Annotated in this window: 22 protein-coding genes and 1 riboswitch; of the genes, 17 read left to right on the forward strand and 5 right to left on the reverse strand. The window is 70.2% G+C overall.

Annotated elements, in window-relative coordinates; translation table 11 throughout:
• Positions 1 to 139 precede the first annotated feature (139 nt).
• From glyA to gcvT, 3 genes are all read right to left on the reverse strand, one after another.
• Complete coding sequence (gene glyA / locus ACFZBU_RS00870; RefSeq protein ID WP_391581301.1) at positions 140 to 1,444, reverse strand: serine hydroxymethyltransferase; 1,305 nt, start codon at positions 1,442 to 1,444, stop codon at positions 140 to 142.
• Complete coding sequence (gene gcvH, locus ACFZBU_RS00875) at positions 1,441 to 1,815, reverse strand: glycine cleavage system protein GcvH (protein WP_391581302.1); 375 nt, start codon at positions 1,813 to 1,815, stop codon at positions 1,441 to 1,443. The genes glyA and gcvH overlap by 4 nt, the downstream gene beginning before the upstream one ends.
• A gap of 129 nt (positions 1,816 to 1,944) precedes the next feature.
• Positions 1,945 to 3,045 carry a glycine cleavage system aminomethyltransferase GcvT gene (gcvT, locus tag ACFZBU_RS00880; RefSeq protein ID WP_391581303.1) on the reverse strand — a complete coding sequence of 367 codons (1,101 nt, stop codon included), beginning with the start codon at positions 3,043 to 3,045 and terminating at the stop codon, positions 1,945 to 1,947.
• Between the two features lie 375 nt (positions 3,046 to 3,420).
• A riboswitch (glycine riboswitch) is annotated at positions 3,421 to 3,514 on the reverse strand.
• A gap of 214 nt (positions 3,515 to 3,728) precedes the next feature.
• Between gcvT and ACFZBU_RS00885 the strand changes: the two genes are divergently transcribed.
• From ACFZBU_RS00885 to ACFZBU_RS00960, 16 genes are all read left to right on the forward strand, one after another.
• A complete protein-coding gene (locus tag ACFZBU_RS00885; protein ID WP_391581304.1) occupies positions 3,729 to 4,460 on the forward strand; it encodes an AAA family ATPase in 732 nt (243 codons plus the stop codon).
• A 29-nt stretch (positions 4,461 to 4,489) separates the two neighbouring features.
• Complete coding sequence (locus ACFZBU_RS00890; RefSeq protein WP_391581305.1) at positions 4,490 to 5,206, forward strand: enhanced serine sensitivity protein SseB; 717 nt, start codon at positions 4,490 to 4,492, stop codon at positions 5,204 to 5,206.
• Between the two features lie 187 nt (positions 5,207 to 5,393).
• A complete protein-coding gene (locus ACFZBU_RS00895) occupies positions 5,394 to 6,122 on the forward strand; it encodes an enhanced serine sensitivity protein SseB C-terminal domain-containing protein (protein WP_391581306.1) in 729 nt (242 codons plus the stop codon).
• Positions 6,123 to 6,431: 309 nt separating this feature from the next.
• Positions 6,432 to 7,427, forward strand: a complete 996-nt coding sequence (locus ACFZBU_RS00900; RefSeq protein WP_391581307.1) for an ABC transporter permease — start codon at positions 6,432 to 6,434, stop codon at positions 7,425 to 7,427.
• A gap of 37 nt (positions 7,428 to 7,464) precedes the next feature.
• Complete coding sequence (locus ACFZBU_RS00905) at positions 7,465 to 9,234, forward strand: ABC transporter substrate-binding protein (RefSeq protein WP_391581308.1); 1,770 nt, start codon at positions 7,465 to 7,467, stop codon at positions 9,232 to 9,234.
• 102 nt (positions 9,235 to 9,336) lie between these two features.
• On the forward strand, positions 9,337 to 10,344 hold the full coding sequence (locus ACFZBU_RS00910) for an ABC transporter permease (RefSeq protein ID WP_391581309.1): 1,008 nt from the start codon (positions 9,337 to 9,339) through the stop codon (positions 10,342 to 10,344).
• Positions 10,344 to 11,444: an ABC transporter ATP-binding protein gene (locus tag ACFZBU_RS00915; protein ID WP_391581310.1), complete on the forward strand. Its 1,101-nt coding sequence runs from the start codon at positions 10,344 to 10,346 to the stop codon at positions 11,442 to 11,444. The genes ACFZBU_RS00910 and ACFZBU_RS00915 overlap by 1 nt, the downstream gene beginning before the upstream one ends.
• Positions 11,445 to 11,587: 143 nt before the next feature.
• The gene (locus tag ACFZBU_RS00920) at positions 11,588 to 12,946 is read left to right on the forward strand and encodes an ABC transporter ATP-binding protein (protein ID WP_391581311.1); all 1,359 of its coding nucleotides are present in this window, start codon (positions 11,588 to 11,590) and stop codon (positions 12,944 to 12,946) included.
• A 36-nt stretch (positions 12,947 to 12,982) separates the two neighbouring features.
• Positions 12,983 to 13,657, forward strand: a complete 675-nt coding sequence (locus ACFZBU_RS00925) for a trimeric intracellular cation channel family protein (RefSeq protein WP_391581312.1) — start codon at positions 12,983 to 12,985, stop codon at positions 13,655 to 13,657.
• Between the two features lie 118 nt (positions 13,658 to 13,775).
• The gene (locus ACFZBU_RS00930; RefSeq protein WP_391581313.1) at positions 13,776 to 14,018 is read left to right on the forward strand and encodes a hypothetical protein; all 243 of its coding nucleotides are present in this window, start codon (positions 13,776 to 13,778) and stop codon (positions 14,016 to 14,018) included.
• Between the two features lie 13 nt (positions 14,019 to 14,031).
• Complete coding sequence (locus ACFZBU_RS00935) at positions 14,032 to 15,219, forward strand: cysteine desulfurase family protein (protein WP_391581314.1); 1,188 nt, start codon at positions 14,032 to 14,034, stop codon at positions 15,217 to 15,219.
• A gap of 185 nt (positions 15,220 to 15,404) precedes the next feature.
• On the forward strand, positions 15,405 to 16,517 hold the full coding sequence (mnmA, locus tag ACFZBU_RS00940) for a tRNA 2-thiouridine(34) synthase MnmA (protein ID WP_391581315.1): 1,113 nt from the start codon (positions 15,405 to 15,407) through the stop codon (positions 16,515 to 16,517).
• A 231-nt stretch (positions 16,518 to 16,748) separates the two neighbouring features.
• Positions 16,749 to 17,084, forward strand: coding sequence for a hypothetical protein (locus ACFZBU_RS00945; protein ID WP_391581316.1), 336 nt, complete (start codon positions 16,749 to 16,751; stop codon positions 17,082 to 17,084).
• A gap of 113 nt (positions 17,085 to 17,197) precedes the next feature.
• Entirely contained in the window at positions 17,198 to 18,181 is a 984-nt protein-coding gene (locus ACFZBU_RS00950) for a DUF6973 domain-containing protein (protein ID WP_391581317.1), read from the forward strand.
• Positions 18,174 to 18,830 carry a hypothetical protein gene (locus tag ACFZBU_RS00955; RefSeq protein ID WP_391581318.1) on the forward strand — a complete coding sequence of 219 codons (657 nt, stop codon included), beginning with the start codon at positions 18,174 to 18,176 and terminating at the stop codon, positions 18,828 to 18,830. Before ACFZBU_RS00950 ends, ACFZBU_RS00955 begins: the two co-directional genes overlap by 8 nt.
• Before the next feature lie 388 nt (positions 18,831 to 19,218).
• Entirely contained in the window at positions 19,219 to 20,409 is a 1,191-nt protein-coding gene (locus ACFZBU_RS00960; RefSeq protein ID WP_391581319.1) for a DUF2330 domain-containing protein, read from the forward strand.
• A gap of 24 nt (positions 20,410 to 20,433) precedes the next feature.
• On the opposite strand, the gene ACFZBU_RS00965 is transcribed toward ACFZBU_RS00960, so the two are convergent.
• Positions 20,434 to 21,624, reverse strand: coding sequence for an amidohydrolase family protein (locus tag ACFZBU_RS00965; protein WP_391581320.1), 1,191 nt, complete (start codon positions 21,622 to 21,624; stop codon positions 20,434 to 20,436).
• A 415-nt stretch (positions 21,625 to 22,039) separates the two neighbouring features.
• Here ACFZBU_RS00965 and ACFZBU_RS00970 point away from each other — a divergent pair, with 415 nt between their 5' ends.
• Positions 22,040 to 23,896: an endo-1,3-alpha-glucanase family glycosylhydrolase gene (locus ACFZBU_RS00970; RefSeq protein WP_391581321.1), complete on the forward strand. Its 1,857-nt coding sequence runs from the start codon at positions 22,040 to 22,042 to the stop codon at positions 23,894 to 23,896.
• A gap of 150 nt (positions 23,897 to 24,046) precedes the next feature.
• On the opposite strand, the gene ACFZBU_RS00975 is transcribed toward ACFZBU_RS00970, so the two are convergent.
• Complete coding sequence (locus ACFZBU_RS00975; RefSeq protein ID WP_391581322.1) at positions 24,047 to 26,155, reverse strand: putative bifunctional diguanylate cyclase/phosphodiesterase; 2,109 nt, start codon at positions 26,153 to 26,155, stop codon at positions 24,047 to 24,049.
• Positions 26,156 to 26,204: the final 49 nt, after the last annotated feature.

A 26,204-nucleotide genomic window follows, 5' to 3' on the forward strand; every position in this document is an offset into this window, starting at 1 on the left:
GGGGCCCCACCCCCCCCCCCCCCGGGGCCCCCCGGGGGGGGGGGGGGGGCCGGGGCGGGCCCGGGCGGGGGGGGGGGGGGGGTTTTCCCCCCCCCCGCCCCCGCGGCCGTCCTGGTGAACGTGGATCCGCGAGGTGGGATCAGAGGTTCGGGTACAGCGGGTGCTTCTTCGCCAGGGCCGTGACGCGGCCGGCCAAGGCTGCCTTGCGGGTGTCGTCGAAGCCGGGGAGGAGGGCCTCGGCGATGATGTCGGCGACCTCCTCGAAGTCGGCCGCGTCGAAGCCGCGGGTGGCCAGGGCCGGCGTGCCGATCCGCAGGCCCGAGGTGACCATGGCCGGGCGCGGGTCGAACGGGACCGCGTTGCGGTTGACCGTGATGCCGATCTCGTGCAGGCGGTCCTCGCCCTGCTGACCGTTGAGTTCCGAGTCGCGCAGGTCGACCAGGACCAGGTGCACGTCGGTGCCGCCGGTGAGCACGGTGATGCCCGCGTCGGTGACGTCCTTGCGGGTGAGCCGCTCGGCGAGGATGACCGAGCCCTCCAGGGTGCGCCGCTGGCGATCCTTGAAGTCGTCGGAGGCGGCGATCTTGAAGGCCACCGCCTTGCCCGCGATCACGTGCTCCAGGGGACCACCCTGCTGGCCCGGGAAGACCGCCGAGTTGATCTTCTTGGCGTACTCCGCCTTGGACAGGATGACGCCGCCGCGCGGGCCGCCCAGGGTCTTGTGCGTCGTGGTGGTGACCACGTCCGCGTACGGCACGGGGCTGGGGTGCAGACCCGCGGCGACCAGGCCCGCGAAGTGCGCCATGTCCACCATCAGGTACGCGCCGATCTCGTCGGCGATCCGGCGGAACCCGGCGAAGTCGAGCTGCCTCGGGTAGGCCGACCAGCCGGCGATGATCAGCTTCGGTCGGTGCTCCTTGGCCAGGCGCTCGACCTCCTCCATGTCGACCCGGTGGGTCTTCTCGTCGACGTGGTAGGCGACCACGTTGTAGAGCTTGCCGGAGAAGTTGATCTTCATGCCGTGGGTGAGGTGGCCGCCATGGGCCAGGTCCAGGCCGAGGATCGTGTCGCCGGGCGTGAGCAGCGCGACCATCGCGGCGGCGTTCGCGGACGCGCCCGAGTGCGGCTGCACGTTGGCGGCCTCGGCGCCGAAGAGCTCCTTGACCCGGTCGATGGCGAGCTGTTCGACGACGTCGACGTGCTCGCAGCCGCCGTAGTAGCGCCGGCCGGGGTAGCCCTCGGCGTACTTGTTGGTCAGGACGGAACCCTGTGCCTCCAACACCGCCACGGGGGCGAAGTTCTCGGAGGCGATCATCTCCAGGGTGTTCTGCTGGCGGTGCAGCTCGTCGGTGACGGCGGCGGCGACCTGCGGGTCCACCTCGCTCAGCGGACGGTCCAGGATCGTCACGGTTGTCAGCTCCTCGATCGGGTCGATCTCGATCATTCGCCGCAGAACGCGGCGTACTCGTCGGCCGACAGCAGGCCCTCGGCCTCGCCGTCGATGCGCACCTTGAACAGCCAGCCCGTCCCGAAGGGGTCGGAGTTCACCAGGGCGGGGTCCTCGGCGACCGCGTCGTTGATCTCGACGATCTCGCCGGAGACGGGCGCGTACATGTCGCTGACCGACTTGGTGGACTCCAACTCGCCGCACGGCTCGCCGGCGACGACCGTCTGGCCGACCTCGGGGAGCTGGACGAACACCACGTCGCCGAGCGCGTCGGCCGCGTGTTGGGTGATGCCGACGAGGGCGGGGGAGGCCGCCTCGTCGAGCCACTCGTGTTCCTTGCTGTAGCGCAGGTGCTGGGGTGCGTGCACGGGTCCATTCTCCATTCGATCGAGGGGGGTCTGTCCCTCAGGTGGGTTTGTAATGGTTTGTACCGCAGGCCCGGAGGGCCCGCGCCGGCCGCGCCCGCGGAACTCGGGTCGGGCCGCCGGCCGCCTCGGTCAGGCCCGCTTGTAGAACGGCAGCGCGACGACCTCGACCGGCTCCGCCTTGCCGCGGATGTCCACGGCCAGCCGGGTGCCCGGTTCGGCCCGCTCCTTGGCCACGTACGCCATCGCGATCGGCACGCCCAGTGTCGGCGAGGGTGCGCCGGAGGTGACCTCGCCGACCCGCTCGCCGGTCTCCGCGTCCACCACGGGGTACCCCGCACGCGGGACCCGCTTGCCCGGCGAGGTGAGCCCGACCAGGGTCCGGCGCACGTCGTCCTGCGCCGCGGCCAGTGCCTCGCGTCCGACGAAGTCCTCGGGCTTGTCCAGCCGGACCACCCGACCCAGGTTGGCCTCGTACGGCGTGGTGTCCCGGGTCAGCTCGTGCCCGTACAGCGGCATGCCCGCCTCCAGGCGCAGCGTGTCGCGGCAGGAGAGCCCGGCGGGCACCAGGCCGTGCGGCTTGCCGGCCGCGAGCAGCGCCTCCCACAGCGCGACCGCGTCGTCGGGCGAGGCGAAGAGCTCGAAGCCGTCCTCGCCGGTGTAGCCGGTGCGCGCGAGCAGCACCGGAATGCCGGCGACCTCGGTGCGCAGGATCGCGTAGTACTTGAGTGCGGGCAGGTCGGCGTCGGTGAGCGAACCGACGATCCCGGTCGACGCGGGGCCCTGCACGGCGAGCAGCGTGTACTCCTCGGACGCGTCGCGCACCACGGCGTCGAAGTTCTCCGAGCGATGCTTCAGGCTGCCCGCGACCACGTCCGCGTTGGAGGCGTTGGCCACCACCACGAAGTGCTCGTCGCCCAGCCGGTAGACGATCAGGTCGTCGACGATGCCGCCCTCTTCGGTGCAGATCATCGTGTACCGGGCGCGGTCGATCCCGATCTTCGAGACGAAGCCGACCAGGGCGTGGTCGAGCGCGCGGGCGGCGTCCGGGCCGGTGACCTCGATTTCGCCCATGTGGGTGAGGTCGAACAGGCCGGCGGTGGTGCGCACCGCGGCGTGCTCGTCGCGCTCGCTCCCGTACCGGAGCGGCATCCGCCAACCGGCGAAGTCGGTCATCGTGGCCCCGAGCGCGTCGTGCACGGCGTCGAGCGGGGTCCGGCGGTCGGTGGTCATGCGAAGGCTCCTTCGAGGGGGCGCCGGCGGGAACACCCGAGGGGCGCGGGCCGGTCGGGGGCATGGCGTTCGGCCGCGCGCTCGGTCGGCGCGCACGTTGCACGACGCACGGACGAGGAGCGGGTGCCGGTGCGGAGTGCGGCGAAAGACGACGGGCGGTGCGGCCAGTGCGACAACGGCGAGTACGACAACAAAGGGGGCTCCCTGCCATGGCTTTCAGCCCTTTTCGATCGGAGTCGATCGAAAAGTGGGGTGCCCTCCCCTTCTGTCATCGGAACCTGAGAGCTTCATCGCTTCCGGGCGCATCCGCGCGCGGAACGGCGATTTGCACCGTGGGTGAACCGCACCAGCGGTGCGGTTGCTTTCCAGAAGTGCCTGACCCATGCGGTATCGGTGCCTGAGAGATTCCGGGGAGGAGTTGCTCCTTCGGCGCCCCGCTCGTGGGCGAGGACTCTTCCGCGTGGGGTCGACGGCCGATATGAGGTTGTGCCCGGCATGCTAGCGCGTGTCGTCAATCCCCCGCCGGGGCCGGGACCCCGCCGAGTCCGAGGACTGCCGACTCCGGGCGTCGCCGACTTCGAGGGTTGCCGACTTCGGGGGGCGGCCGACACGCGCTCGCGCGCGAGGGTGCGAGGGTGCGACACCATGCGCAAGGCAGGACGGTTCGGGACAAGGGAGGGCTCGTGGAGACGGACTCGGCGGGGGCGCATACCGGCGCCGCGACGAGCGGCGTGTTGATGCCCCGGTCCGTGCACGACCTCCGGGAGGAGCGCGATCGCACCGGGGAGCGGATCGGTGACCGGGTGGTGGACGTGCTGGCCTATCCGGCCTCGTGCGTGCTCGTGGTGACCGGCCTGCCCGGGGCCGGCAAGAGCACGCTGCTCGCGCGCGTGATCACCCCCGGGCCGACCGTGGCCGTGCTGGACGCGGACCTGGTCCGGGCGCGCTGGGCGGTGCGCGCCGGGCGCATCCCGTACCGGGTCTATCGGCCGCTGGTGCGGCTCGCGCACTACGGCGAGGTGGCCCGGGCACTGCGCGGCCCCGGCGCGGTGGTCGTGCACGACAGCGGCCGCAACCCGATCCTGCGCCGGGTGCTGGTGCTCGCCGCCCGCCGGCGCGGCAGTTCGGCGCACGCACTGCTGTTGGACGTGAGCGCCCATCAGGCCCTGGCCGGCCAACGCGCGCGCGGTCGCGGAGTGTCCACGCCGGTGTTCGCCCGGCACCACCGCGAGTGGCGCGAACTGCTCGCCCGACTGACGCCGTGGCTGGATGCGGGCCCCACCCTGGCGTCCGCGCCCGGCGGCTTCACCTCGTGCGTACTGCTCGACCGGCCGGCCGCCCGGACGCTCAGCCGGATCGTTTTCGCAGACCCCGTACCCGGACAGTCCCGACGGCGGCGGTCGACCGAGTCGTAAACTGCGGCGGACAGCAGAGGAGCACCACCATGCCGTTTCCGGCCAATCCCGTGGAGAGCGCGCTCGTCGCGGCGATGCGCGACCCGTCCCGGGCCGAGGCTCTCTTCGAGGCCCTGGCCGAGTCGGACGTGTGGGTGCCGCTGCCCGAGGGCGGTGACCCGACGGACAGTGAACTGACGCTGCCGATCACCGAGATCGACGGCCGGCCGTACGTGCCGGTGTTCTCCTCGGAGGAGGAGTTCCGGCGGGTCGCCGGCCCGATGGCGTGCACGGTCGCGCCGATGCGCGAGTTCGCCCGCGGGCTGCCGGCGCACGTGGGCATCGCGGTCAACCCGGGCGGCGAGGTGGGCATCCCGATCCCGCCGCCGGGGGTGCTGGAACTGGCCCGGCTGCCCGGGGCGGGCGTGCGCGGCGCGCGGGTGCGGCTGTACGAGCCGGACGAGGAGCCGATGGAGTTCCTGATCGCGGCCGCCGCCGAGTTCACCCACGTGCCGGTGGTGCTGAGTGCGCGTCGCGGCCTGGGTGTGATCGAGTCCGACCCGCCGTGCCTGTTCATCGGTGTCGAACTGGACCGCTGGCAGGAGGAGGACCGGCTGGCCGCGGTCGGCGCCCTGGAGCGCGCGCTCGGCCGGGCCGCATGTCCGTGGCCGGTGAACGTGGTGCTGTTGGACGTTGCGCAGGATCCTGTGGGGGACTGGATGCTGGAACGGGCCGAGCCGTTCTACCTGCGGGTCGACCAGCGCTGAGCCCGCGGGCCCGGCACACCCGTGCGCCCACGCGCGATTCGCGCCGGCGCGCCCCGGTGCGGGGCGTTCGCACTGCGGCATTCGTCGCAATGACTTCATCGGTCCGGCGGGACGGCGGGACAGTGGTCCGGCGGGACGGCGGGACATCGCAACATCGGGACATCGGTTCGGGTTCGGGGAGGACGTCGTGAACCAGGTCGAGCAGGCATTGAGCCAGGTGGCACCCGGGCGTTACGACGCCTACGAGCGGTTGCTCGAAGCGCTCACCGGCGCTCACGTGTGGATGCTGCTGTGGCAGGGGCAACCGGGCAGCCCGGACGCGCAGTACGGGAACATGGACGTGGCCGGATGGCGCTACGCCCCGGCGTTCACGTCCGAGGAACAGCTGCGTCTCAGTGGCTGGGATCGCTCCTTCGAGGTCTGTCCGGTCACCGAGATCGCCTCCTCCCTGTACACCGACCACTGGGGCCTGTGGCTGAATCCGCACGCCCAGGGCGGCGGCGTCGGTGTTCCCTACCTCGACCTCCGGCGGATCGTCGGCGGCCTGGACCGGTTGATGGCCGGCCCCCTGGAAGTGGGCGAACCGACGTTGTGGGACCCGGCGTTCTACGCCCTGCTCGGCGGCCAACTGTTCCAGACCCAGGTGGTGCGAGCCGCGCACCGGGCCTGGGTGCGACCCACCGTCGGACCCGAACGCCTCGTCATCGGCCTGCGCCTGACGGACAATCAGCCCGCCACGATGCAACGGATGCGGGACGCGATGGCACGCGCCTCGGCCGCCGCGCCGGCCGGCCTGACGTTGTCCTCGGTCGCCCTGGACGACCCGTTCGACCCGGTCGCCGCGTGGATGCGCGAGCACACCCGGCCGTTCATCGGCATCGACATGCTCGACGAGGCCGCCCGCAACTCGCAGTGAACGAAGATCGGCACACAGTGGCGGGAGCGGGGCAACAGGCACTGATGCCCCCAATAAACTGACGTCACGTCATCAACCGCTGCCTTGTTGTGATTTCGTGACCGATCTACGCGGATCAACCGGTGAATCGTGTCGCCGTAATCACGGTTCAGTAAAGGTATTCCTCGACCCCTGTTGGTGACCCCCGTCACGGAGGAGTCTCACCCGGACGACAGATCCCGAAGATCATCGGGATCGCAATGCCGGGTATGGCGACGGGATCGGCGATCCCGAGCCGCCGTCGCATCCGTGAGCGGGGAGGGTCGATCCATGACGGCACCGATCGAGACCACCGGTGTGGCCCGAGAGGCGCACCCCGAAGCGATCGCCGAGTCCGCCGGCGTACGCATCGAGGGTCGTTCCCTCGGCCAGATCGCGTGGGCCCGATTCCGTCGCGACAAGGTCGCGATGGCCGGTGGCGTGGTGATCATCCTCATGGTGCTCGTGGCGATCTTCGCACCGGTGATCACCTCCTTCGTCGGAGGCGACCCCGCCGAGTACCACGACGATCTGCTCGACCCGGTGTTGAACATCCCCAACGGCAGCTTCGGCGGCGCCAGTTGGGACCATCCGCTGGGTCTGGAGCCGGTCAACGGCCGGGACATCTTCTCGCGCATCGTCTACGGCGCCCGCATCTCGATGCTCGTGGCGTTTCTCGCCACCCTCCTGTCGGTGGTCATCGGCGTCGTACTGGGCACCGTGGCGGGCTACTTCGGCGGCTGGGTCGACGCGCTGATCAGTCGCGCGATGGACGTCTTCCTGGCCTTCCCGCTGCTCCTGTTCGCGATCGCGATCGGCAGCAGCCTCCAGGGCGAGGCGTTCGGCCTGAAGGGCGACACGCTCCGGGTCACCGTGCTGATCTTCGTGATCGGCTTCTTCAGCTGGCCCTACATCGCCCGCATCGTGCGCGGCCAGACGTTGTCGCTGCGCGAGCGGGAGTTCGTCGAGGCGGCCCGCAGCCTCGGGGCCACCGACCGGCACATCATCTTCAAGGAACTGCTGCCGAACCTGGTCGGTCCGATCCTGGTGTATTCCACGCTGCTGATCCCGACCAACATCCTGTTCGAGGCCGCCCTTTCCTTCCTCGGCGTCGGCGTCCAGGAACCCACCGCCTCGTGGGGCGGCATGCTCGCGCGCGCCGTCCCCCGGTACGAGGACGCACCGATGTTCATGGTCGTCCCCGGAGTCACGATCTTCATCACCGTGCTCGCGTTCAACCTGCTCGGCGACGGGCTTCGAGACGCCCTCGACCCACGCAGCCGCTGAATATCCCGCAAGTCCCCACGAGGAGGCACGACCAGCGATGAAACACCCGGTAACTCGCAGGCGCAGGGCCCAAGCGCTGATCGGCATCGTTGCGGTCACCGCGCTGGCCGCAACCGCGTGTGGCGGTGGTGGCGGCGGCTCGAAGAAGAAGTACTCGCCGAGCAACAAGGCCGTCACCGAGGTCGTCAACCAGTCGCCCAAGAAGGGCGGGACGCTCAAGCTGGTCAGCTCGGACAAGTTCGACTCGCTCGACCCGGGCGACATGTACTACGCCTCGGCCTGGAACTTCTCCCGGCTGATGGCCCGTCCGCTGCTGACCTTCAAGCCCGCCCCGGGCAACGCGAGCTACGAGTTCGCGCCGGACCTGGCCACCGAAGTGGGCAAGACCGACGACGGCGGCAAGACCTGGACGTACCACCTGCGCAAGGGCGTCAAGTACGAGGACGGGACCGAGGTCAAGGCCGCGGACGTCAAGTACGCGGTCGAGCGGACCTTCGACAAGGAGATCCTGCCCAACGGCCCGGCGTACTTCAGCCAGTACCTGGACCCGGACGGCACCTACAAGGGCCCGTACAAGGACAGCGCGCCGGACAAGCTGGGCCTGAACGCGATCGAGACGCCGGACGACTACACCATCATCTTCAAGATGAAGGAGCCGTTCGCGGACTTCAACTACCTCGCCGCGCTCCCGCAGACCGCGCCGGTCCCGCCCGCCAAGGACACCGGCAAGGAGTACGTCAAGCACCCCCTCGCCACCGGCGCGTACATGGTCGACGGCCAGTACGAGCCCGGCAAGGCGGTCAACCTGATCCGCAACCCGCACTGGGACCCGAACACCGACCCGCTGCGCAAGGCGCTGCCGGACCGGATCGAACTCCTGGAGAAGCAGGACGCGAACGACGTCGACAACCGGCTCTTCGCCGGCACGGCGCAGCTCGACGTGGTCGGCACCGGTGTCCAGGCCGCCGCCCAGAACAAGATCCTGACCGACGAGAAGCTGGCCGCGAACTCGGACGACGCGGTCTCCGGTGCGCTGGCGTACCTCGCGATCAGCTCGAAGACCCCGCCGTTCGACAACGTGCACTGCCGGCGCGCCGTGCAGTACGCGGTGAACAAGGCGCAGATGCAGCGCGCGGTCGGCGGTGAGGTCGGCGCCGACATCGCGACGAACCTGATGCCGCCGACGCTGGCCGGTTCCAAGGTCGCCGACATGTACCCGAACGGCGAAAAGCACACGGGTGACGTGGCCAAGGCCAAGGACGAGCTCAAGCAGTGCGGCAAGGCGGACGGCTTCAGCACGGTGCTCACCGCGCGCAGCAACCGGCCCAAGGAGGTCGCGGGCGCCACGTCGGTGCAGAACGCGCTCGCCAAGGTCGGCATCAAGGTCGAGATCCGCCAGTACCCCTCGGGTGACTACTTCACCCAGTTCGCCGGCGTGCCCAAGTGGGTGGCGGACAACAAGGTCGGCATCATGTTCATGCAGTGGGGCCCCGACTTCCCGACCCAGTTCGGCTTCTTCCAGCAGATCGTGGACGGCCGGGCGATCAAGCCCGCCGGTGGCACGAACCTGTCCGAGCTGAACGACCCCGCGGTCAACGGTCTGATCGACCAGGCCACTCGTACGATCGACCAGAACGCGAGCGCGGCCATCTGGCAGCAGTTGGACCAGAAGGTCATGGAGTCGGCGGTGATGGTTCCGTTCGCGTGGACCAAGTCGCTGCTCTACCGCCCGCCGAACGTGACCAACCTGGTCGTCACTCCCGCGTACTCCGGGATGTACGACTACCTCAACATCGGTATCCAGTAAGCCTGCGACGAGGTCAGTAGCCCGAAGGAGAGGTGAAGGCCCGTCAGTTCCGGTGCGGGGAGTGGTGATCCCGCTCCCCGCACCGGACCGGGTCGCCGGCTCATGATTTTCTATCTGCTCAGGCGACTGGCGGGAGCGGTGGTGCTCCTGTTGATCGTCACCATGGCGGTCTTCGCCATCTTCTTCCTCATTCCGCGTCTGGGAGGCGCCACAAGCGACCAACTCGCCGCGCGGTACGTCGGCAAATCGCCCAGCCCACAGGCGATTTCGCAGGTCAAGCACAGCCTCGGGCTGGACAAGTCGGTGCCCGAGCAGTACGGCAAGTTCGTCAAGGGCATGATCGCCGGCAAGGACTACGACACCGGCGTACGCAAGGTGCACTGCGCGCCGCCGTGCCTGGGCTTCTCCTTCCGCAACAACCTGGAGGTGTGGCCGCGGCTCCAGGACCGGATCCCGGTCACGTTGTCGCTGGCCGCGGGCGCCGCGGTGATCTGGCTGCTCGCAGGCGTCTCGATCGGGGTGATCTCGGCGCTCAAACGCGGCAGCCTGTGGGACCGCTTCTCGATGGGCTTCGCGCTCGCGGGCGTGTCCCTGCCACCGTTCTTCACCGGCCTGGTGGCACTGGCGTTGTTCAGTTATCAATGGCCGATCTTCAAGGGCGTGCACTACGTGCCGTTCCTCGACGATCCCGGCAGCTGGGCCTGGAACCTGGTGCTGCCCTGGCTGACCCTGGCGTTCCTGTACGCGGCGTTGTACGCCCGCCTCACCCGCGCCGGCATGCTCGAAACGATGGGCGAGGACTACATCCGCACCGCGCGGGCCAAGGGTCTGCGGGAGCGGGACGTCATCGTCAAACACGGGCTGCGCGCGGCGCTCACGCCGATCCTGACCATCTTCGGCATGGACGTCGGGCTGCTTCTGGGCGGCGCGATCCTGACCGAACAGGTCTATTCGCTCGACGGAATCGGCAAGTTCGCCGTCGAGGCGATCACGCAACAGGATCTGCCCGAAGTGCTCGGCGTGACGATGATCGCCGCCATCTTCGTGATCCTGGCCAACCTCGTCGTGGACCTGCTCTACGCGGTCGTCGATCCCCGGGTGAGGACCTGATGCCCCGACTGCTACCGCGCCGCAAGCGGGACACCGCGGCCGAGACACCCAAGCTCGCCCCGGCCGGCCCGCCTCCGGCCGCCGACAACTTCCTCGAAGTGCGCGGCCTGACCGTGCACTTCCCCACCGACGACGGTCTGGTGCGCAGCGTCGACGGGGTGGACTTCGCACTCCAACGCGGTCGTACCCTGGGCATCGTCGGCGAATCCGGCTCCGGCAAGAGCGTCACCTCGCTGGCGATCATGGGCCTGCACGGCAACACCGGTGCCCGGATCGGCGGCGAGATCTGGCTGGACGGCCGGGAGTTGGTGCGCTCGACCCCCGAGCAGGTCCGACTGATGCGCGGCCGCCGGATGGCGATGATCTTCCAGGACCCGATGTCCTCGATGCACCCGTACTACACGGTGGGCCACCAGATCATCGAGGCCTACCAGGTGCACAACGAGGTCTCCGGCAAGCAGGCCCGCACGCATGCGATCGACCTGCTGGGCCGAGTCGGCATCCCGCGTCCGGACCGGCGCGTGGACGACTACCCGCACCAGTTCTCCGGCGGCATGCGCCAGCGCGCGATGATCGCGATGGCGCTCAGCTGCGACCCGGAACTGCTGATCGCGGACGAGCCGACGACCGCGCTGGACGTCACCGTGCAGGCCCAGATCCTGGACCTGATCCGGGACCTGCAACGGGAGTTCAACTCCGCGGTGGTGATGATCACGCACGACCTGGGCGTGGTCGCCGAACTCGCCGACGACGTACTGGTGATGTACGCCGGCCGCGCGGTCGAGCACGGCCCCTCGCGGACCCTGTTCGAGCAGCCCCGACACCCGTACACCTGGGGCCTGTTGGGCTCGCTGACCCGGCTCGACCGGGAGCGCCAGGAACGGCTGATGCCGATCAAGGGCAGCCCGCCGAGCCTGATCTCGCTGCCCTCGGGTTGCGCGTTCCGTACCCGCTGCCCGTACGCGGACCGCAATGACGGGCGCGAGAGGACCGAGGTCCCCCGGCTGCTCGAAATCGAGCCGGGCCACCGGACCGCATGCCACCTGGACATCCAGGAGCGCGAGCGGATCTGGACCGAGGACATCAGGCCGCGCCTGTGAGCGAGACGGCGAACGTGAAAGCGGACGGGCACGGGGCCGGGCACACGGACGGCCGCGCGGCCGGTGGTCCGGCTGGTCGTAGGGCCGGAAACAAAGGGAACGGGAACGCTGAAGTGACCGAGGGCGCCCGAGCGGGAGACGACGTGAAAGCTGCGCAGGCCGCCGAGGCGGCCGCCGATTCCCCGAACGCGCGGGAGCGGGACGTGCTGGTGCGCGTGCGCGGGCTGCGCAAACACTTCCCGATCCGGTCCGGGGTGACCCGGCGCCGGGCCGGCACGGTCAAGGCCGTGGACGGGCTGGACTTCGACATTCGCGAGGGCGAGACGCTCGGTCTGGTGGGCGAGTCGGGTTGCGGCAAGTCGACCACCGGGCGGATGGTGATGCGGCTGCTGGAGCCCACCGAGGGCACCATCGAGTTCGGCGGGCGTGACATCACCGGACTCTCTCGCGGGCAACTGCGGCCGCTGCGGCGCGACTTCCAGATGATCTTCCAGGACCCGCAGTCCTCGCTGAACCCGCGGCACACCGTCGGCACCATCGTCGGGCTGCCGTTTCGGCTGCAGAAGGTCACCCCCGAGGGCGGCATCAAGAAGGCCGTCCAGGAGCTGTTGGAACTGGTCGGGCTCAGCCCCGAGCACTACAACCGCTACCCGCACGAATTCTCCGGCGGCCAGCGGCAGCGCATCGGCATCGCCCGCGCGCTGGCACTGCGGCCCAAGCTGGTGGTCGCCGACGAACCGGTGTCCGCGCTGGACGTGTCGATCCAGGCGCAGGTGGTCAACCTGCTGGACGACCTGCAGAGCGAGTTCGGGCTGACCTACCTGATCATCGCGCACGACCTGTCCGTGGTTCGGCACACCAGCGACCGGGTCGCGGTGATGTACCTCGGCAAGATCGTCGAGATCGCGGACCGCGAGGACCTCTACACCTCGCCCAAGCACCCGTACACGGTCGCCCTGATGTCCGCCGTCCCGGTCCCGGACCCGGCCCGGCGCGAGACCCGCGAGCGCATCCTGCTCAAGGGCGACGTGCCCAGCCCGATGGACCCGCCGCCGGCCTGCCGGTTCCACACCCGGTGCTGGAAGGTGCAGGACATCTGCAAGACCCGGGAGCCGCCGCTGGCCGAGATCGCCGGACGGCATCAGGTGGCCTGCCACTTCCCGGAGAACGTGCCGGCGGCGGATGGCGCGGGTGAGGTGGTGGAGTTGGTGAAGCCGAGGGCGGCGCCGCCGGGCGAGATGGTCGCGAAGGATGCCACTGTGACGGATGGGGCCGCCGGGGATGCGCCGGACGTGGCCACGCCCACGACGGATGCCCCCGTGGCGCACGCACCGGCGCCGGACGCGGCTTCGCCGGACGCGGACCCCGAGGCTGCGGCGGCCGCGTCGGAGCCGGCACCGGAGGCCGTCGGAAAAGCCGAGGCCAAGGCCGACGGGAAGCCCGACGCAAAGCCCGACGCAAAGCCCGACGGGGAGGACACACCGCCCACACCGGCCCCATGAGTAACGGACCGTACCCGGCGGTGTAGAACATCCGTTATGTCGCCCGAGGTGCCGCCCGAGATCTTCCACCACACGCTCCAGCAGGTCCTGGACCTGATCGGCATCTTCGTGTTCGCGGCGGCCGGCGCGCTGATGGCCGTGCGGAAGAACTTCGACGTCATCGGCATCACCCTGCTCGCCGAGGTCACCGCCCTCGGCGGCGGGGTGATGCGCGATGTGATCATCGGGTCGGTGCCACCGGCGGCCTTCACCGACCTCGGTTACTTCACCACTCCGCTGCTCGCCGCCGGCCTGGTCTTCTTCCTGCACCCCCAGGTCGAACGCATCATGTCCGCGATCGACGTACTGGACGCCGCCGGGCTCGGCCTGTTCTGCGTGACCGGCACCGCGAAGGCGTACGCGTACGGCCTGAATCCGATCCCGGCCGCCGCGCTCGGGGTGACCACCGCCGTCGGCGGCGGCGCGATGCGCGACGTGCTGGCCCGCGAAGTGCCCACGCTGCTGCGCTGGGACCGGGAGATCTACACCTTCCCGGCTCTGCTCGGCGCCGGCATCACCGCCGCGCTGATCGAGTTCGACCTGTTCGGGCCGGTCACCGCGACGGCGGCGGTGACCTTCGCGTTCCTGCTTCGCGTGCTCGCGCTCCGGCGTGGGTGGCGGGCGCCGCGCGCGTGGCGCCGTAATTCGGGCACCAGCGCCGAGGAGCAGTAGCCGGCGGCGGCCCGCAACCGCTTGTGCCGCCCCGGTTCGGGCGTTCTCGCCGGGCCTGCGGCCCCGGGGTGCGTTGCTCGACCGGCAGGCGCAACGCCTCCACTCATAAGGGTGGACCGTGCCCAATTTGCCCCGGCGGACGTTGCACCAGGATGTGTGGGAGATCCAGCAGCCGTTGACCTACGACCACCGGCCGAGACAACCAGATCCGAAGGACGCGCGCCTGCGCCGGCGACTCGTCGCGTACACGACCGCGATGCTGCCGTCCTGGCGCCTGTGGCTCGGCCGATTCCTGCCCGGAGGGCCGCGATACGGACGGGTGTACGGCCGCCCGCGTCGGCGCCGGCGGGTACCCGACTAAGCTGCGCAGTGCGATGGCCTACTTCGATCATGCGGCGACCACCCCGATGCGCCTTTCGGCAATCCGGGCGATGACCGTACAGCTTGCCCGACTCGGGAATCCGTCCTCGCTGCACGCGTCCGGGCGACGCGCGCGCCGCACGGTGGAGGAGTCCCGCGAGTCGCTGGCCCATGCGCTGGGCGCGCGACCGAGCGAGATCGTCTTCACCGCGGGCGGCACCGAAGCCGACAACCTCGCGGTCAAGGGGATCTACTGGTCGCGCGTCGCGGCGGACCCGGCGCGGCGACGGATACTCGTCAGTCCGGTGGAGCACCACGCCGTGCTCGACCCCGTGCTGTGGCTGGAGTCGGCCGAGGGCGCGGAGGTCGAGTGGCTGGACGTGGACGCCGACGGGCGGGTGCAACCGGACACCCTGCGGGCGGCGATCGAACGCGATCCGGCGTCGGTGGCCCTGGTGTCGGTGATGTGGGCCAACAACGAGGTCGGCACGGTCGAGCCGATCGCCGAGCTGGTCGAGATCGCGCACGAGTTCGGCATTCCGTTCCACTCCGACGCGGTCCAGGCGGTCGGCCAGGTCCCGGTGGACTTCGCGGCGACCGGTCTGGACGCGATGACCGTCACCGGACACAAGCTGGGCGGCCCGGGCAACTGCGGCGCGCTCGTGCTCGGCCGCGGCATCACGCCGGTGCCGGTGCTGCACGGTGGCGGCCAGGAGCGCGACGTGCGCTCGGGCACGCTGGACACCGCGTCGATCGCGGCGCTTGCCGTGGCGGCCGAGGAGTCGGTCCGCGAACAGGCCCAGTACGCGCGACGGGTGGGCGCCCTGCGAGACGAGCTGGTGCGGCGGATCGTGGCGGCGGTGCCGGACGCGCAGCTCAACGGCGATCGGCGGCTGGACCCGGCATACCGGTTGCCGGGCAACGCGCACTTCTCCTTCCCGGGCTGTGAGGGCGACTCGTTGTTGCTGCTGCTCGACGCGCGCGGCATCGAGTGTTCGACCGGTTCGGCCTGCTCGGCGGGCGTCGCCCAGCCGAGCCATGTACTGCTCGCGATGGGCGCGGACAGCGCCCGGGCCCGCGGTTCGCTGCGGTTCAGCCTGGGACACACCACCACCGAGGCCGAGGTCACCGAACTGGCCGAGGCGATCCTGCCGGTGGTCACCCGCGCCCGATCCGCGGGGTCGGTGGCGGCGCGTCGGTAGGACCGGCTTCGGGTGGGGCCGGTGTCGGTCGGGGCCGGGTGTCGGTCGGGGCTGGACATCGGTCGGGGCCGGGCGTCGGTCGGGGGGCGGCTCGGGCTCGGGTTCGGGTGATTCGCTCGGGGGTCGGCTTCGGTCGGGTAATCCCCTCGGGGGTCGGCGGGGTGACCACGTACTCTTGAGGCGCTATGTCTGATCACACGCTTCCTCCTGCCAACGGCCGCCGCCTCCGGGTGCTCGCCGCCATGTCCGGCGGGGTCGACTCCGCCGTTGCCGCCGCGCGAGCGGTCGAGGCCGGACACGACGTGGTCGGTGTCCACCTCGCGCTCTCGGCGAAACCCGCGACGCTGCGCGAGGGCGCCCGGGGCTGTTGCACGATCGAGGATTCCCGGGACGCGCGGCGGGCCGCGGACGTGATCGGCATCCCGTTCTACGTATGGGACATGGCCGAGCGCTTCCGCGAGGACGTCATGGACGACTTCGTGGCCGAGTACAAGGCCGGGCGCACGCCGAACCCGTGCCTGCGCTGCAACGAGAAGATCAAGTTCGCGGCGCTGCTCGACAAGGCGCTCGGGCTCGGCTTCGACGCGGTGTGCACCGGGCACTACGCGCAGATCGTCGAGCATCCGGACGGCTCGCGCGAGCTGCACCGCTCGGTCGACATGAGCAAGGACCAGTCGTACGTGCTGGGCGTACTCGACACCGACCAGCTCGCGCACGCGATGTTCCCGCTCGGCGGCGACACCAAGGGCGACGTGCGACTGGAGGCCGAGCGGCGGGACCTCGCGGTCGCGCAGAAGCCGGACAGCCACGACATCTGCTTCATCGCCGACGGCGACACCCAGGGCTTCCTGGCCAAGCACCTGGGCACCGAGCGCGGCGACATCGTGGATGCGACGGGCGCCAAGCTCGGCGAGCACGACGGCGCGTACGCGTACACGATCGGCCAGCGCAAGGGCCTGCGGATCGGCCGCCCGGCGGCGGACGGCAAGCCGCGGTACGTGCTGGACATCTCGCCGGTGAGCAACACCGTCACGGTCGGCCCGGTCGAGGCGCTGGACGTGGACCGCCTGGTCGGCATCCGGCCGAGGTGGTGCGGCCCGGCCCCGGTCGGCGAGGTGGCCTGCACGGCCCAGGTCCGAGCCCACGGCGAGGAAACCCCGGCGATCGCGGAGGCGGTCGGCACCGAGGTCCGCGTGCGACTGGCCGAGCCGATCCGAGGCATCGCCCGAGGCCAGGCCGTGGTCCTGTACGACGGGACGCGCGTCATCGGCTCGGCGACGATCGACGGCACGGCGTAGCACGAGGTCGCGGCCGGGGCGGGGCGAGGGCGACAGGTTGTAGGCCCCACTACTTCGGGGCGCGCGCCGGGGTGGGGCCGAGGGCATGGGAAGGACCTGCCTCGCGTCCGGAGCCGGTTCGCCCGGCGGGGCGCGTGTCGCGGGGTGACGGTGCCGTGCGTGCTTCCCGGCCGTGGGGTTGGGCCGCTAGCTTTTCTCCTGATTGGTGGACCAACCATGGGGGAGGAAAGAGTGGGCCAAGCTTTCGAGGTCGATGCCGAGCAGTTGGCGCAGGCAGGGTTGCAACTGGGCGAAGCGGCGGGCGCGTTACGGTCGAGCGGCGATCTCGTGGGTCGGATGCCGCATCCCGACACGTACTCGGCCACATCCGCCGCCACCACCGAGCGAGCTTTCGAGTATGTGGCGAAGGTGTATGCCACAGTTGCGGAGCAGATCGAGAGCGCTCGCCGCGGGCTGGGGGCGAACGCGGAGCAGTACACCTCGACGGAGATTCGAAACAAGGATTCATTCGTGACCCCGCCCGCGCCGGCGCGGTCTCGGATCGCGGCGATGTTCGAGGGCCAGTGAACGACGTCCGGGCCCTCATCCCCGGTGACCCGATGTCCGTGCGCACCGGAGCCGGCAACCTCCTTCTCAACTGCATGGGCGCCGGTCGCGCCAATGAGACCCTTGGTCGAGTCGTGGAACAGACTTCGGCCACATGGCAGGGTGCGGCCGCCGAGGGATTGCGGGCCGAACTGACCCTTCGACGCGCCCGGTTGACCGAGATTTCCGATCGCGTCGGGGTCATCGTGCAGGCCCTGTACGGCTATGCCGACAGCCTCGCCGCAGCCCAGGCGACCGCCGGCCGCTGTCTGGAGATCGCCGCGCAGTTGGGAATGGAACCCGTCCTGGTCGAGCAGTCGGCCATGCGACCGGAACTGCTCATCCCGCAGTCCTACGATTGCGGTCCGACGAGCCGGCTGACCGACACCGAGATGGCGCAACGGGCGGGTTTGGCGCAGGAGTTCAACCGTCTGTTGGCGAATGCGCGAGGAAAGGCCGCCGAGGCCGACTACACGCTCGAACGCACCATGCGAGTGCCCTTGAGCGAGATCGCCACGCAATATCAGGTCGGTGACCAGGAGTTGGTCGATTTCGCGCCCAACCCGATCGAAAGCCGGATTCCCCATCTCAATGACCGACGGCCCGCGTCCGAGCAGGCCATGCTGCTCGAACTCTCCACCGAGGAACGGGCCCGGTACATGCTGATCGGCAATCAGGCGTGGGAGGAGTGCCGCAAACGTTTCCCCGGCCAGGGTGAACTGGAGGGCCATGCCGACGCGTTTCGACACACATATTGGAACGCGTTGTTGGCGCGGAATTTCGGGCCCGAATGGGCGGCTCGGTACACGACGGCGCACGAGATGGGTGCGGACCCGGATCCACTCAAGCGCACTTCCGAATCGATGGACCTCTTCAACAACGAGGTCGGTCGGCGGATAGCCGTCGAAGCGAACGGCAAGTCGACCGAGGAACTGGCGGACATGGTCGAACACGCCGTACGCAACGGCCGGACCGTGGTGGTCGGGATCGACGGGCAACTCACCTACAGCGACTACGTACCGCCCGGTCGTACCTGGGAAGCGGATCGAAAAGGCAAGACGGAGTCGTTCGATGTCTGAGGAAGTGGACGACACGGGGTCCGAAGTCGGTGAGGTCGACGGGAACAACGGGACTGGCGAGGTCGATGGAGCCGACGGGGCCTACGGCGTCGAAGAGGTAGCGCAGGTTGGGGAATCGGTCGATTGGAAGTCTCCTCTTCTTGGTTGCCTGATCGGGATGTTGATCACGCCGTTTGTGCTGGTGGGCGGGTTGTACGCGGCGTCGGGGAGCTTTCGGTCCGTTGTATCGGAGGTGTTTCGGCAGGACGACGAGCGTTCCTTTCAGCAGCGGGCGCAGCGGGACATCTGTCGGGACGGGGTGCTGAGGCTGCGCGATGTGACGGACTTCGCCTGGGACACCGTTTATCTGGGCGCCGCGGAGGACACCATGGCGCGACGGTACGGCGAGTCCGTACGGCTGCCTCGTAGCAGCGACGACGAACCGGTCACCTTCGTGTTCGTGAAGGGACGAGAGGCGGTGCGTACGTACGAGGTGTGGGGGGCCTTCGACGTCCGCGCCGGGGATCGGCCGTGGGGCCGGGAAGTGTATCTCCGCCTGGACGAGAAGCCGCCCGCGCCGGGCACGTTGGCGAGTCCGAAGGTAGGCGAGGGTGCCCTGCCCGCAGCCGTCGATGCGCCGACGCGGGAGCGGGTCTGCGGCGGCGGGTGAGGACGGGCGGCGGGGCCATTGGCCTTGCCGATCCCGGGAATCGGCCCCCGGGCCGGGGGTGTACCCGGGGGCCGATGGGTGCCCGCACGACGTGCCCGCACCGCCTTCGACGCCGTGCGGGCTGTCTGGGTAGCCCTGACGATGCCGGCCCCCGACACGGGTGCGGCAGCAACGAAAGTTGATCGTGATCGTCCGAAGGTTGTCGAATACACGCCCGGTTCCGGTCCGCGAGCCCGCGTCCGCGCTCCCGCGAATCCACGCCCCCGTCCCCGCCTCGTGCGAGTCGCTTCGTCTCCGCGCCCGGGTGTGGCCCGTTGCGTGGGGGAACCGGGTCGGGGTGGGGTGCGTCGCAGGGGTGTTCGCTGTGCGGCTATGGGGATGGTGCGTGATGGGTGTACGGGGGGCCTGGTGGGATCGGGTGCTGCGGTTGGTGTTGGCGGTGGTGTCGATCCAGGTGCTGATGGTGGCGCAGCCCGCATGGGCTTGCGGGTGTGGGGCGGCGGTGCCGGCCGGCGGGCGGACGCTGACTGTGGGCCGGGAGACCTCGGTGGTGCGCTGGGACGGGCGCGTCGAGGAGATCGACATGCAGCTGACCGTGTCCGGGGACGCGGAATCGGCGGCGTGGATCATGCCGGTGCCGTCGCGGGCGAGCGTGACGCTCGGGAACAGCGCGCTGTTCGGTGAGTTGGAGCGGGTGGTGGCACCCGTCGAGCGGGTTCGGCACTACTTCTGGCCGAGGTCGGGTGACTGGCCCCTCTCCGACGATTCGGGCGGCGGGGACAGGTCTCCTCGCGCCGGTGCGGCGCCGGGTGCCGGTGGGGTCGAGGTGGTCGGGCGCGAGCGGTTGGGCCCGTTCGACGTCGCACGCCTCGCGGCCGACGACCCGCAGGCGTTGGGGAGTTGGCTCACGCAGAACGGCTTCCACCTGCCTCCCGCGCTCGCGACCGCGCTGGAGCCGTACGTGCGGCAGCACTGGGAGTACGTGGCGATCCGGCTCGCGCCCGAGGCGCCCGCCGGCGGCGGCGTCCGGCCGGCCACGCTGCGCGGCAGCCTGGATCCGTTGCACCTGAGCTTCGCCTCGGATCGCCTGGTCTATCCCATGCGGCTGTCCCGACTGGCCAAGGTGCCGCAGCACTTGCGGCTGTACGTGGTCGCCGCACACCGCATGCAGCCGCGCTCGGACATCGGTGGCGCGACCCCGAACGTGCTGTACGCGGGCAAGCCGGACGCCGCACGATCGGCGGGCGCCGGGCAGTCGACCGGTATCGCGGACCGGTTGGCACCGATCGACGGCAAGCCGGCCTTCCTGACCGCGTTCGACCAGAACTTCCCGATTCCGGCCGACATCGTCGACGACCACGAACTGCGCCCGGCCGCACGCGACAACGGCTATCAACGGGCCACCTACCGCGACGAGTTGCTGACCGTCGCCGGGATCCCGGCCTGGCTGCTGTCGGTACTCGGCGCGCTCGTCGTGCTGCTCGCGGCCGGCCTGCTGTGGCGCCGCCGCCGCATCACCCGCAGGCCGCCGACCGCACCCGGCCCGGTCCCGCCGCGCCCGACGTACGCGCCGAGCTGATCCACCGTCCACGGCGCCGAGGGCTCAAGCGAGGTCCGCCCACGTGCCGGCGACCATGACCGCCGTGACGGCGGTGAGTGCCTCGATGCGGTCGAGGGGATCGCCGGCGCACAGCAGGAGGTCGGCGTCGTGGCCGGCACGGAGGCGGCCCTTGCGCCCGCCGAGGCCGACGGTGTCGGCGGCGAGGGAGGTGGCCGACGCGAGCGCCTCGGCTGCCGGGATGCCGCCCGCGACCAGGTCGGCGACGGCGGCCGGCAGGCTCCCGTGCGGCTTGGCGGCGCTGATCCCCGAGTCGGCTCCGGAGACGATGCGGACCCCGGCCCGGTGTGCGCGGGCCACCAGGGCGAGCCGGACCTCCCGGGTCAGTCCGAGGCGCTCCAGCAACTCCCGTACCGACGGCGGCGGGAGTGCGTCCGGGTCGGTACCGAGCGTGGGACACACGGCGACCTGCCGCGCCGCGAGCCGGTGCAGCAGGTCGTCGGAGATCCACACGCCCCGGTCGGTCAGGCAGGTGCAGTGTTCGATGCCGTCCGCGCCTGCGGCGAGGGCCTGTTCGACGGCGGGCAGGTTGTGTGCGTGCACGGTGACCGGCAGTCCGGCGGCGTGCGCCTCGTCCACGATCAGGCGCAGTTCCGTCAGGGTGAACTGACAGCGCATCAGGTCGGTGCCCGGGGTCATCGTGCCGCCGGTGCCCATCACCTTGACCACGTTCACGCCGCGCTCGGCCCGCTCCCGAACGGCCGCACGCAGTCGATCGGGCCCGACGACCTCGCTGCCGAATCGCCAACAGTGCCCCCTGGCGCTGGTGATCGGCGGCCCGGCGGCCAGGATCGTCGGCGCGGGCAGGCCGTCGGCCGCCCGATCGCGCCGGTGCAGCACCGACCAGTCACGGTCGCCGAGATCGCGTACCACGGTTACCCCGACGGCCAGTTCGCGACGTAACGAGTCGGTGATCACCGCGTCGAGTTGCTCGGGGGAGTACTCGGGCAGCCGGTCGAGCGCGCCGTCGCGACTGTCGCCGCCGAGGTGGCTGTGCAGGTCGAACAGGCCCGGCAGGACGGTCGCCGTGGGATGTTCGACCAGGTTCCAGCCGTCCGGAACGGGCGCCTCGCCCGACTCCAGCCCGACGATTCGCCCGTCCGCCACGAAGACGGACACCGGCCCGGGGAGCGCCCGTTCGCCGTCGAAGGCGCGTGCCGCTCGGATCACCAACATGTCGTTCCCCATTCCTCGGGTTCGTCCCTCGGACAGCACCATAATCCGGAGAATCCCGGAATCCGGCGATTACGGATCGAGGACCGAATCGGGAAAGAGTCCATATTGCGCAGGTGGACTTTCCGGAACGGACGATTTCGAGCCATTCGTTGTCCGAACTTCGCCGGTCCCCTAATCTTCACGCGACCGCGTGCGGAGCCGAGACGGCTCCCGGCGAGCGGTGCTCGGCAGCCGTGAAGGCGTCCCGCACCGGTACGACCGATGAGGTCGGAACAACACGTCGCAACCCTCGGAGGGTTCATTGCGGGTTCGTCTGAGAAAGCGAATTCTGCCCGTCTTTCTTGCCGTCGGCATCGCCGCGACGGTCGGGGTGGCGGTGGGCCGGCAGGACGACGGCCCATCCGCGACGATCCGAATGGAGGACAGCTACGTCAGTCAGGCCGGACCGGCCAAACCGCACGCCGACGTCACGTGGTTGTCGGTGTGCACGGCCACCTGTGACGGCCAAGTCAACGCCGAGAAGCGCGCGTTCGTCCGCGTCGACGTGTCGGGTGTGCCGGCGGGCGCACGTGATGTGAAGCTCGCCCTGGAGTTCACCCCGGCCCGCACGGTGGACACGACCGTACGGGTGCACAAGGTCACCGCACCCTGGCAGGCCGACAAGCTCACCTGGAACAACCAACCGGCGCTCGGCGCACAGGTCGGGACGCGACAGGGCTTCACCGCCTGGCAGCGCGCACCGATCGACGTCTCCGGAGCGTTCACCGGCAACGGCAGCTACTCCTTCGCGGTGACCTCGGCCGGCGGTGCGCATGCCGTCTTCCAGTCGTCCCGCGGCAAACCCGAGGAAGCGCCCCGCGCGACCGTGACCTGGACCGAGGGATCCGACCCGGCGCCCGCCCCCTCCGCCGGGCCGCTTCCGTTCGCGATGCCGTCCACGGCGGCACTGCGCGCGAGCACCAAGAAGGTGTACGCGCACTACTTCACCCCCTATCCCGCCTCGTTCGAGAACGCACCGGCGGATCGGGACTACTACGCCCGCAACTATCTCGACCCGAACGGAGAGAGCGGAAAGCACGCCGCCTACGGCGGACTCCTGCGCGACCGGCCCAAGCCGCGCGACGTGCGCACCGGCGACTGGGCGCTGCAGGACATGCAGCAGGAGGTGCGCGAGGCGACCGCAGCCGGCATCGACGGCTTCACGGTGGACGTGCTGTCCACCACGAGCGCGCACTGGACCCGGTTGAAGACGTTGATCAAGGCGGCGGAGACGGTCGATCCGGAGTTCGACATCGTGGTGATGCCGGACATGACCGCGCTCAAGGACATCACACCCGCCGCGCTGGCCGCGTCGATGAACGAATTGGCCGCGTCCAAGGTGGTACAGCGGTTGGCGGACGGGCGGGTCGTGGTGTCGCCGTTCAAGGCCGAGCAGGTTTCGCCCCAGTGGTGGGCGGACTTCAACGCGACCATGGCGAACACGTACAAGACCAAGGTCGCGCTCGTACCGGTGTTCCTCAACTTCGGTGCGAACGCCGACAAGTACGCGGCCGTCAGCTACGGCTTCTCCAACTGGGGCAACCGCAGCCCCGATCGGCAGGGCAACATCAAGCAGGACATCGCCAAGGCACACAGCCTCGGCAAGATCTGGATGCAGCCGGTGGCGGTCCAGGACGAGCGGCCCAACCAGGGCATCTACGACGAGGCGAACAACACCGAGAACCTGCGCACCACGTGGAGCAATGCGATCGACGGCGGTACGGACTGGGTGCAGTTGACCACCTGGAACGACTACTCGGAGGGCACCCAGTTCGCGCCGTCCGCCAACTCGGGGCACACGTGGGTGGACATCTCGGCGTACTACCTGGCCCGGCTCAAGACCGGTGCCTGGCCGGTGATCACCCGGGACACGGTCTATCTGACCCATCGGGTGCAATTCGCCGCGGCTCGGCCCACCTCGGGCGGGCAGACCAGGTTGATGAACCCCAGGAGCGGGACGAACAGCCCGCGCGACACGGTGGAGGTGCTCTCGTTCCTGACCGCGCCCGCGACGGTGAACGCGTCCATCGGCGGAAAGGCGCAGCCCTATCAGGCCACCGCCGGCCTCCAGGCGAAGCTGTTCCCGCTGGCCTACGGCGGCAACTCCGCCGCAGTGGTGCGAGCCGGCCGGACGACCGCGACGATCACGTCACCACACGCCGTGTTGAAGGACTTCGTCCGGCAGGACCTCGGCTACCGAGGCTCGAGTAGCGGACGCGGCCCGACGGGCTGACCCGGCACCCGGAGCCGATCCGGCCCGACCGCCGACCGAGTGCGGGGCGGAACACCCTTGTTCCGCCCCGCACTCGGCGGCCGTCGGGTCGTCGGCGCTCGCGCGAATGGCACCCGGGCCGGGGTGCCGCCGGAAGGACACCCGTCGTGGTCAGCCGACGTCCGCTCGGCGGTGGTGGTGGAGTTCCATCGGGGCCGCGGGGGTTGCGTGGGCGCCTGCGCCGTGGCGGAGGAGCCAGGCGGTGGCCTCGTCGCTCGGGAGCGCCTTGGACATCAACCAGCCCTGGGCCGCGTCGCAGCCCAGTTCGCGCAGCCGCTGGTAGGTGGCCTCGTCCTCGACGCCCTCGGCGACCACGCGCAGGCCCAGCGAGTGGGCCAGTTGCACGATCGAGCAGACGATCGCGGCGTCCTCCTCGTTCATGGTCAGGCGGGCCACGAACGAGCGGTCGATCTTGATCTCGCTCACCGGGATGTGCCGCAGGTGCACGAGCGAGGAGTAGCCGGTACCGAAGTCGTCCAGGGACAGCCGCACACCCAACCGACGCAGTGCGTCCAGCGATTCGGCGGCCCGCTGTGGTTCCTCCAGCAGCACCCGCTCGGTGATCTCCAGTTGCAACGCGCCCGCCGCCACGTTGTGTTCGCGCAGCCCCGCAGCCACCGAGTCGGCGAACGAGGGCACATGGATGTCGCGTGCGGAGATGTTCACCGCGACCGGGACGTCGATGCCCTCCGCGTGCCAGCGGGCCACCTGGTCCAGCGCGACGTCCACCACGTAGCGGGTGAGTCGGGGCATCAGCCCGGTCTGTTCGGCCAAGAGGACGAACTCCTCGGGCGAGACCTGGCCCCGGGTCGGATGCCGCCAGCGCACCAGTGCCTCGCAGCCGTCCACCCGGCCGTCCACGAGCCGAACCTTCGGCTGATAGTGCAGTTCGACCTCGTGGTTGTCCAACGCCCGGCGCAGATCGCCCAGCAGCAGCAGCTTGTCCCGGGTGTTCACGTCGCGCGAGTCGTCGTAGAGCTCCACGCCGCTGCGCGAGCGTTTGGCCAAGTACATGGCCACATCGGCGAATTGCAGGAGGCCCAGGACATCGCTCGCGTGGTCCGGGAAGATCGCCACGCCGACGCTGGCCTCCACGTCCAGGGTCAACTCGTCCAGGTCGAACGGCTCGCCGAGCCGGTCCACGATGCGATGCGCGAGGCCCAGGACCAGTTCCTGCGCGGTCTGTCGGTCCGAGCCCATGTCCAACCCCGGTAACAGCAGCGCGAATTCGTCGCCGCCGAGTCGGGCCACCGTGTCCCCCGGGCGGACCAGTGTCTCCAGTCGCGCGCCGACCTGCTGCAGCAGCCGATCGCCCGCGACGTGTCCGAGGGTGTCGTTGACCTCGTGGAAGCGGTGCAGGTCGAGCAGCAACAGCGCGACCCGACCGCCACGACCGCCGGCCCGACCCAGTGCCTCCTCGCCGCGCTCCAGCAACAACCGCCGGTTCGGCAGACCGGTGAGCGCGTCGTGCCGCGACTCCTGCTCGCGGTCGAAGCGAACCATCGTGCTGCGGTACAGGGTGTGCAGCGGGAGTACGAACAGCGGGAGCAGCCAAGGTTGTTCGGCGGCCACCACGGCGATCAGCGGGGACAGGCCGATCAGCGCGCCGTGCGAGACCAGCCGCGCCCGCACCTCGGCCCGCATCAGCGTGAACACACTCGTCCCGCGCCAACTCGCCCGCGCCAGCCACCCGGACGTCTGGGACACGGCCGCCATCGCGAGCCCGGCCAGCGCGACCACCGGGAAGTCCACCACGCGCAGCCCGCGGGCCTCGTCCGGGCCCGGCTCGATGTCGAACAACCCGAGCACCACGTCGGCGGCGACGAAGGCGAGTACGTAGTGGCCCATCGTGTAGCCGATCCGCCACCACGAATCGCCTCTGAGCAGGCCGGACACCAGGACCGGGACGGTCTGCCACAGCGCGGCGACCTGCCATCCGTGCACGAGCAGCAGGCCGAACGTGATGGCGATCGACGGCATCGCGCCGGGGATGTACAACCCCCGGCGCGTGAGCGCCGTGTACACGCCGTCGATCGACACCAGCGCGAGCATGATCCACACGCCGGGGGTCAGCGGGACCGGACAACGACCGTCGGCCACGGCGATCGCCGGTGGCACGACGAGCGCGAAAACGCCGGCCAGCGCCACTATCCCGGTGTGGATGAAGAACGCGCGTGGTCGCGCCAGTCGCGACAGGTCCGTCCTGCCGATCCGACCCATGCGCCTGCTCCCTGCGGCCTCGTCGGGCGGCATCCCGGGCGCCGGGACG

This window comes from Embleya sp. NPDC008237, from assembly GCF_042956465.1.
Classification (GTDB): Bacteria; Actinomycetota; Actinomycetes; order Streptomycetales; family Streptomycetaceae; genus Embleya.

Bases quoted from the DNA above. Each gene is read 5' to 3' on its own strand.
- ACFZBU_RS00905 (WP_391581308.1), top strand. From the start codon at position 7,465: ATGAAACACCCGGTAACTCGCAGGCGCAGGGCCCAAGCGCTGATCGGC.
- ACFZBU_RS00975 (WP_391581322.1), bottom strand. From the start codon at position 26,155: ATGGGTCGGATCGGCAGGACGGACCTGTCGCGACTGGCGCGACCACGC.
- ACFZBU_RS00890 (WP_391581305.1), top strand. From the start codon at position 4,490: ATGCCGTTTCCGGCCAATCCCGTGGAGAGCGCGCTCGTCGCGGCGATG.
- ACFZBU_RS00960 (WP_391581319.1), top strand. From the start codon at position 19,219: ATGGGTGTACGGGGGGCCTGGTGGGATCGGGTGCTGCGGTTGGTGTTG.
- ACFZBU_RS00955 (WP_391581318.1), top strand. From the start codon at position 18,174: ATGTCTGAGGAAGTGGACGACACGGGGTCCGAAGTCGGTGAGGTCGAC.
- ACFZBU_RS00970 (WP_391581321.1), top strand. From the start codon at position 22,040: ATGGAGGACAGCTACGTCAGTCAGGCCGGACCGGCCAAACCGCACGCC.
- gcvT (WP_391581303.1), bottom strand. From the start codon at position 3,045: ATGACCACCGACCGCCGGACCCCGCTCGACGCCGTGCACGACGCGCTC.
- ACFZBU_RS00910 (WP_391581309.1), top strand. From the start codon at position 9,337: ATGATTTTCTATCTGCTCAGGCGACTGGCGGGAGCGGTGGTGCTCCTG.
- ACFZBU_RS00915 (WP_391581310.1), top strand. From the start codon at position 10,344: ATGCCCCGACTGCTACCGCGCCGCAAGCGGGACACCGCGGCCGAGACA.
- ACFZBU_RS00935 (WP_391581314.1), top strand. From the start codon at position 14,032: ATGGCCTACTTCGATCATGCGGCGACCACCCCGATGCGCCTTTCGGCA.
- mnmA (WP_391581315.1), top strand. From the start codon at position 15,405: ATGTCTGATCACACGCTTCCTCCTGCCAACGGCCGCCGCCTCCGGGTG.
- ACFZBU_RS00925 (WP_391581312.1), top strand. From the start codon at position 12,983: ATGTCGCCCGAGGTGCCGCCCGAGATCTTCCACCACACGCTCCAGCAG.
- ACFZBU_RS00965 (WP_391581320.1), bottom strand. From the start codon at position 21,624: ATGTTGGTGATCCGAGCGGCACGCGCCTTCGACGGCGAACGGGCGCTC.
- ACFZBU_RS00900 (WP_391581307.1), top strand. From the start codon at position 6,432: ATGACGGCACCGATCGAGACCACCGGTGTGGCCCGAGAGGCGCACCCC.
- glyA (WP_391581301.1), bottom strand. From the start codon at position 1,444: ATGATCGAGATCGACCCGATCGAGGAGCTGACAACCGTGACGATCCTG.